Origin of the sequence: Lysobacter sp. CCNWLW3 (genome assembly GCF_036697405.1) — a bacterium.
Lineage (GTDB): Bacteria > Pseudomonadota > Gammaproteobacteria > Xanthomonadales > Xanthomonadaceae > Lysobacter.
Genome location: NZ_JBAHWA010000019.1, coordinates 62,726 through 69,422, shown reverse-complemented (window position 1 = coordinate 69,422; position 6,697 = coordinate 62,726). Strand labels below are relative to the sequence as shown.

8 protein-coding genes are annotated in these 6,697 nt (G+C 68.4%); 3 read left to right on the top strand and 5 right to left on the bottom strand.

Annotated elements, in window-relative coordinates; translation table 11 throughout:
* Positions 1 to 213: 213 nt before the first annotated feature.
* The 3 genes from V1318_RS19410 to yhbY form a co-directional block, all read right to left on the bottom strand.
* Positions 214 to 843: a D-Ala-D-Ala carboxypeptidase family metallohydrolase gene (locus V1318_RS19410; RefSeq protein WP_332941409.1), complete on the bottom strand. Its 630-nt coding sequence runs from the start codon at positions 841 to 843 to the stop codon at positions 214 to 216.
* Complete coding sequence (locus V1318_RS19405) at positions 840 to 1,214, bottom strand: MTH938/NDUFAF3 family protein (protein ID WP_332941408.1); 375 nt, start codon at positions 1,212 to 1,214, stop codon at positions 840 to 842. Before V1318_RS19405 ends, V1318_RS19410 begins: the two co-directional genes overlap by 4 nt.
* Positions 1,215 to 1,323: 109 nt before the next feature.
* Positions 1,324 to 1,629 (bottom strand): ribosome assembly RNA-binding protein YhbY, encoded by a 306-nt coding sequence (gene yhbY / locus V1318_RS19400; RefSeq protein WP_332941407.1) that lies wholly within the window; start codon positions 1,627 to 1,629, stop codon positions 1,324 to 1,326.
* A 69-nt stretch (positions 1,630 to 1,698) separates the two neighbouring features.
* On the opposite strand from yhbY, the gene rlmE reads away from it, so the two are divergent.
* The 3 genes from rlmE (at position 1,699) to folP (ending at position 5,684) form a co-directional block, all read left to right on the top strand.
* Positions 1,699 to 2,331 carry a 23S rRNA (uridine(2552)-2'-O)-methyltransferase RlmE gene (gene rlmE / locus V1318_RS19395; RefSeq protein WP_091635811.1) on the top strand — a complete coding sequence of 211 codons (633 nt, stop codon included), beginning with the start codon at positions 1,699 to 1,701 and terminating at the stop codon, positions 2,329 to 2,331.
* 96 nt (positions 2,332 to 2,427) lie between these two features.
* Positions 2,428 to 4,323, top strand: coding sequence for an ATP-dependent zinc metalloprotease FtsH (gene ftsH / locus V1318_RS19390; RefSeq protein ID WP_332941406.1), 1,896 nt, complete (start codon positions 2,428 to 2,430; stop codon positions 4,321 to 4,323).
* A gap of 461 nt (positions 4,324 to 4,784) precedes the next feature.
* Positions 4,785 to 5,684: a dihydropteroate synthase gene (gene folP, locus V1318_RS19385; RefSeq protein WP_332941405.1), complete on the top strand. Its 900-nt coding sequence runs from the start codon at positions 4,785 to 4,787 to the stop codon at positions 5,682 to 5,684.
* A 34-nt stretch (positions 5,685 to 5,718) separates the two neighbouring features.
* Here folP and V1318_RS19380 read toward each other — a convergent pair whose 3' ends face one another.
* Together V1318_RS19380 and V1318_RS19375 are read right to left on the bottom strand one after the other, a co-directional pair.
* A complete protein-coding gene (locus V1318_RS19380; protein ID WP_332941404.1) occupies positions 5,719 to 6,111 on the bottom strand; it encodes a hypothetical protein in 393 nt (130 codons plus the stop codon).
* Between the two features lie 296 nt (positions 6,112 to 6,407).
* Positions 6,408 to 6,623, bottom strand: a complete 216-nt coding sequence (locus V1318_RS19375; RefSeq protein ID WP_332941403.1) for a hypothetical protein — start codon at positions 6,621 to 6,623, stop codon at positions 6,408 to 6,410.
* Positions 6,624 to 6,697: the final 74 nt, after the last annotated feature.

Genomic DNA, 6,697 nt, shown 5'->3' with positions numbered 1-6,697 from the left:
GGGTCTACGGTTGATAGGCGAGTGCGGCGCTATGGATTTCAATGCCGGGGCAACGGCAACGGCAACGGCAACGGCAAACGCAACGGCAAACGCAGCGGAATGTCGCGAGTTGCAGGGGGCGGCGCGGAAACGCTGCGAGTCGTGAGGCGTGTCTGCGCGGAGGACGGCGACCCGCGTCGTGGTCGGAGGTCGCGGTCGCGGCTTGCGCCACTCCTATATCGCAGCGGAGCTGTTTGGTGTCGCCGGCTCGGGCTGCGTGCACAGGGAGCTGCGGCGCGTGTGGTCGCGGCCCCAGGTGCGGTGGCCAGCGGTGTCGATGTGGATGGCATCGTCGGCATAGAAGCCCAGGCCGAAGCGGTGCGCGCCGCCCTGCTTGCGCCAGTAGTCGCACAGGCGTCGGCGCAGGGCAGAGTCGGGCTGGACCAGGTCGAAATCCAGTGCGGCGTTGAGGGTGTGCTTGCTGCGCTCGGCGCCGCCTTCGCAACGGTTCAGGGCCGGCTCGCGATAGACCGAACCGACCCGGGCCGGCCCCAACAAGCCGTCGGCGCGCAGGTCGCGCAGCAAGCGCAGCGTCGGAACCATGGCCGGCCAGTGTTGTCGCGGCGGCACCGCGAACTCGTCGGCGCCGCAAAGGCGCCAGCGTCGCCCGCTGCGCAGCAGCTCTTGCGTGGGTAGCACCCGGTCGACGCCGCGCTGGCGCAGGTAGGCCAGATAGGCGTCCGCGTCGGCGGCGTGGTCGCGATGCCAGTGCGCGTAACGTTCGGCCGCGTCGGGACGGGGCGTGCAGGCGCCGAGGGCGGCCGTCGTGAGCAGGACCGCGAGTACGCCGGCCCGGGGCCTCATGCGCCCAGCACGAACCCCGCGACCACGCGCCGGCCTTCGCCGGCGAGCACGTTGAAGGTGCGCGCGGCGGCGGCGTTGGTCATGGTTTCCAGGCCGACGCCGCGGCCCAGGCAGGCGGCCAGGGTGGCCGGCGGCGGAAAGGCCTGGGTGGCGCCAGCGCCCAGCACGATCAGTTCGGGAGCCAGCGCCAGCAGCGGCGCGAGGTCGTCCAGGCTGAGGCTGCGCACGTCCTTGACCGCCCAGCCCTCGATCAGGGTGTCGGGGGAGAGCACGAAGCTGGTTTCGAGCCGGCGCTCGTTGACCAGGGCGACCTGGCCGTCGGCGCCGCGCAGGAAGTAGGCGTGATCCGGGTTTTCCAGCGTCAGTTGCATGGGCGGGAATCGGGAATGGGTAATCGGGAATCGTTAAAAAAGGCGGCGGCAAGGGCGATGGGACAGCTTCTCCTATTCCCTATTCCCGATTCCCGGCCGTTCAGGCCGTTCAGGCCCGCGGCAGCACGATCTGGCGCTTGTCCTTGCTCTGGCGATAGAACACGGCGGTATGGCCGATGCGCTGGACCAGGGCGGCGCCGGTGCGCTGCGCCAGCTCGCCGATCATGGCGTCGCGGACCTCGCGGTCGTCGGCGGCGACCTTGACCTTGATCAGTTCGTGGTGTTCCAGGGCCAGGTCGATCTCGGCCACCAGGGCGTCGGTGATGCCCTTGCCGCCGACCTGCAGCATCGCCTTCAGGTCATGCGCCTGGCCCCGCAGGAATCGAGTCTGGGAGGAGGTCAGGAGGGTCGGCATTCGGGCACGCAACGGGGGACGGAGGGGGCGTCAGGGTATCATGGCCCTCCCCCAGCCCCGCCGGCCGCCATGGCAACCCGCAGTAAAAGCAGCCAACGCTGGCTCAAGGAACACTTCTCGGACCCCTTCGTGAAGAAGGCCAAGGCCGAAGGCCTGCGTTCGCGCGCGGCCTACAAGCTGGAGGAGCTGGTCGAGCGCGATCGCCTGCTCAAGCCGGGCATGGTGGTGGTCGATCTGGGCGCCGCCCCGGGCGGCTGGTCGCAGTGGGTGCGCCAGGCCCTGGGCCCCAAGGGCCGGGTCATCGCCCTGGACATCCTGGAGATGCCCAGCCTGGCCGGAGTCGAGTTCCTTCATGGCGATTTCAGGGAAGATGCCGTCCTATCCCAGCTGGAGGCCAGCCTGGGCGGACAGACCGTGGACCTTGTGCTGTCGGACATGGCCCCCAATATGAGCGGTGTGGATGCGGTGGACCTGCCGCGAGCGATGCACCTGTCGGAGCTGGCGATGGATTTCGCCGACCGCCATCTGCGCGTCGACGGCGCCTTCCTGATCAAGCTGTTCCAGGGAGTCGGCTTCGACGATTACGTGCGCGAACTGCGCCGTCGCTACGCCAAGGTCTCGATCCGCAAACCCGCGGCCTCGCGCAAACGTTCGCCCGAGGTCTACGCCCTGGCACAGGGCAAGCGGGCGCAAATTAAGTAAGGTGCGAGATCCGGGCCCGGCCCGGTATCCCGCGCTCTCGGCGCAAAGACGCGCCAGCGGCAACCATGCCCCCCACGGGCAGCAGGCAGGAACTGAATGAACGACTTGGCCAAGAATCTGTTGCTCTGGGTGATCGTCGCCGTCGTATTGATGGTGGTGTTCCGCGCGTTCGGCCCGCCCGCGGGCGCCAGCGACGTGCTCGCCTACGACCAGTTCGTGCAGCAGGTCCAGAGCGACCGGATCAAGAAGGTCAACATCTCCGACGACAAGACCACGATCAACGGCGAGCGCAAGGACGGGACCAAGTTCACGACCTATTCGCCGGACGACAAGGAGCTGGTCAACGACCTGATCAACCACAAGGTCGCGATCGAGCAGGCGCCGCCGCAGAGCGGGCCGTCCTTGTTCGTGATCCTGCTCAATGTGCTGCCCTGGCTGCTGTTCATCGGCATCTGGGTCTATTTCATGCGCCAGATGCAGCAGGGCGGCAGCAAGGGCGCGATGAGCTTCGGCCGGTCGCGCGCCAAGCTGCAGGGCGAGGACCAGGTCAAGGTGACCCTGGCCGACGTCGCCGGCTGCGACGAGGCCAAGGAAGAGGTCGGCGAGCTGGTCGAGTTCCTGCGCGATCCGACCAAGTTCCAGAAGCTGGGCGGCAAGATTCCGCGCGGCGTGCTGATGGTCGGTCCTCCGGGCACCGGCAAGACCCTGCTGGCGCGCGCCATCGCCGGCGAGGCCAAGGTGCCGTTCTTCTCGATCTCCGGTTCGGACTTCGTCGAGATGTTCGTCGGCGTCGGCGCCAGCCGCGTGCGCGACATGTTCGAGCAGGCCAAGAAGCACGCCCCCTGCATCATCTTCATCGACGAAATCGACGCGGTGGGCCGCCATCGCGGCGCCGGCCTGGGCGGCGGTCACGACGAGCGCGAGCAGACCCTCAACCAGTTGCTGGTTGAGATGGACGGTTTCGAAGGCGGCGAAGGCGTGATCGTGATCGCCGCGACCAACCGCCCCGACGTGCTCGACCCGGCGCTGCTGCGTCCGGGCCGTTTCGACCGCCAGGTCGTGGTCGGCCTGCCCGACGTCAAGGGCCGCGAGCAGATCCTGCGCGTGCACATGCGCAAGCTGCCGCTGGCCGACGACGTGGTGCCGATGACGATCGCGCGCGGCACCCCGGGCTTCAGCGGCGCCGATCTGGCCAACCTGTGCAACGAGGCGGCGCTGTTCGCCGCGCGCGAGAACGGCAAGGAAGTGCGCATGGAGCACTTCGACCGCGCCCGCGACAAGATCATGATGGGCACCGAGAACCGCTCGATGGCGATGAGCGAGGAAGAGAAGAAGCTCACCGCCTATCACGAGGCCGGCCACGCGATCGTCGGCCGCCTGGTCCCCGACCACGACCCGGTCTACAAAGTCACCATCATCCCGCGCGGCCGCGCGCTGGGCGTGACCATGTACCTGCCGGAAGGCGACCGCTACAGCTACAACAAGATCAACATCGAAAGCCGGCTGTGCTCGCTGTACGGCGGGCGCGTGGCCGAGGAGCTGATCTTCGGCGCCGACATGGTCACCACCGGCGCGTCCAACGATATCGAGCGCGCCACCAAGATGGCCCGCAACATGGTCACCAAGTGGGGCCTGTCCGAGCTGGGTCCGATCACCTACGGCGAGGAAGAGGACGAAGTCTTCCTGGGCCGTTCGGTCACCCAGCACAAGAACGTGTCCGACGAGACCGCGCGCAAGATCGACGAGGTCGTGCGCGGCATCCTCGACAACGCCTACGCCCGCACCACCCAGATCCTCAAGGACAACCTGGACAAGCTGGAAGTGATGGCCGGCGCGCTGCTGCAGTACGAGACCATCGACGCGGGCCAGATCGACGAGATCATGGCCGGTCGCGAGCCGGGTCCGCCGGCCGACTGGGTCAAGTCCGGCAAGACCAGCAAGGACGACAAGGGCCGTCCAGGCGCGATCGGCGGGCCGGCCGCGCAGACCTGAGTTCGACCTGATCCGCATACGAGAACGCCGGGCCCGTCCCGGCGTTTTTCGTTTGCGGCGCCTGGCGCCGCACCGCGGGTCCCGTCGCGGCTCACGCCGCTCCCACAGGAAGCGGCGCGCCCGGATCATCCCGCATGCCCGCATGCCCGCATGCCCGCATGCCCGCATGCCCGCATGCCTGCGTCCTGTGAGCTCTATGTGGGAGCGGCGTGAGCCGCGATCGCGAAACCCGCCTGCGGCCGACGCCGCTTCCAGGGTGAGGCATCGGCCATCGGTGTACCGGCATCTGAGTCCTGCGGGCTCTATGTGGGAGCGGCGTGAGCCGCGATCGCGAAACCCGCTTGCGGGCGATGCCGCAAGAGGGGGGGCGGCATCGGCCAGCAGCGCGCCGGCGCGCGAACCCATCCCCGCCGCCGCGCGCGGTAGCATGCCGTTCGCCCCGACGCCAGCACGAGACCCCCATGTTCGACCTCGCCCCGACCCTGGACTGCAACGGCCGCGCGCTCAAGCTCGACCGCCCGCGCGTGATGGGCATCGTCAACGTCACCCCGGATTCTTTTTCCGACGGCGGCGCCCACGACGAACCGGAGGCCGCGGTTGCGCACGGCTTGCGGCTGGCGGAGGAGGGCGCCGACGTGCTCGACATCGGCGGCGAGTCCACCCGGCCCGGCGCCGAGGAGGTGCCGGTCGAGGAGGAACTGCGCCGGGTGGTGCCGGTGATCGAACGCCTGGCGCGCCAGACGCGCCTGCCGATCAGCGTCGACACCTCCAAGCCCGAGGTCATGCGCGCGGCGGTGGAGGCCGGCGCGGGCCTGATCAACGACGTCTATGCGCTGCGCCGCGAGGGCGCGCTGGAGGCCGCCGCCGCGCTCGGCGTGCCGGTGGTGCTGATGCACATGCAGGGCGAGCCGCGCAGCATGCAGGCCGCGCCGCAGTACGACGACGTCGTCGCCGAGGTGCATCGTTTCCTGGCCGAGCGGATCTTCGCCGCCGAAATGGCCGGCATTGCCAAGAAGCGCATCGTGGTCGATCCCGGCTTCGGCTTCGGCAAGACCCTGGCGCACAACCTGATCTTGCTGGCGCAGCTGGAGCGTTACGCCGAACTCGGCGTGCCGGTGCTGGCCGGCCTGTCGCGCAAGAAGAGCATCGGCGAGCTCACCGGCCGCGAAGACGCGAGCGAGCGCGTGCACGGCTCGGTCGCCGCGCACCTGATCGCGGCCCAGCGCGGCGCGCGCTTGCTGCGCGTGCACGACGTCGCCGCGACCGTGGACGCGCTCAAGGTGTGGGAGGCGGTCGCGGTGCAGGCGATGCCGCGGCGCGCAGCCGCGCCGTCGATGCCGAAGTGGCCGGACGACGAATAAGTCCCGGTCTGCGATCGCCGCCCGCGCGCGTCCTTCATTGCCGCGTTGCCGCGCGCGGCTGCGCCGTCGTGCCGTATCTGGCGTAAACGCGTCGCCGCGCGGCCAGCGCACGGCTCGCGATCCGCCGCGCGCGCCGCGCGATATTTTTTTGCGATCGCATCCGATCCGAACTGCGCGCATCGCGTTTCGTCGCCGCGAACGCGTCTTCGTGCGCGAACGGCATCCGGCGATGCCGGCCGTACGCGCGGATGGCGAATTTGTCGCCAAACTTGCTGCGTGCCTTGCGCCATCTGGCCTGGGCGAGGTCCATCACGCAACTGTCCGCAGGCTTGTCCACAGGCAATGTGGATAGACGCGCAGGCCATGCGCGCAAGCGCATCGTAGATCGAAATTCAAGCTTGACGCGATGGCGAAACTGGTCATGCATGCAGCTCGCGGACGTGCTCGCGCGGCATGCCGAAAAGCGTTTTCCTGTCAAACATTTTCGCTGGCCATTTTTTCGCCATAATCCTTGCGGGCCTTGCTGCGCTTGGCTCTGCGCGGGCTTCACGCAGGACTGTCCGCAGGCTTGTCCACAGGCGGTGTGGATTAGTCGCGATGGCTCCGCCGTATTGCGTTGCAGCATGCAACGGCTGCGATTGCATATTGACGAATCCGAACGCATTCGTTCCGCATCCGGGCGCCGCGCGCGCGGTTCGCCGCGGAAGCGATCGCCCGTGCAAGTCAAGCGATTTCGTTGGTCATTTTTTCGCCATGCCTCTTGCGCTCCTTGCTGCGCCTGGCTCTCAGCAGGTTCGTCCCGATACTGTCCGCAGGTTTGTCCACAGGCTTTGTGGATAGCGCGCGGGCACTGGCGAAAATTTGACCGAACTGCGCGCGGCCCTTGCTGCGCCTGCGCCGCAGCGGCTTATCAACAGGCTTGCCCCAGCGCTTGCCCACAAGCTTTGTGGAAACCGCATCGGTGCCGCGCGCTTTCGCGGCGTGCGCGGCTGTGCGAGGCTGCGCGCTCGCCT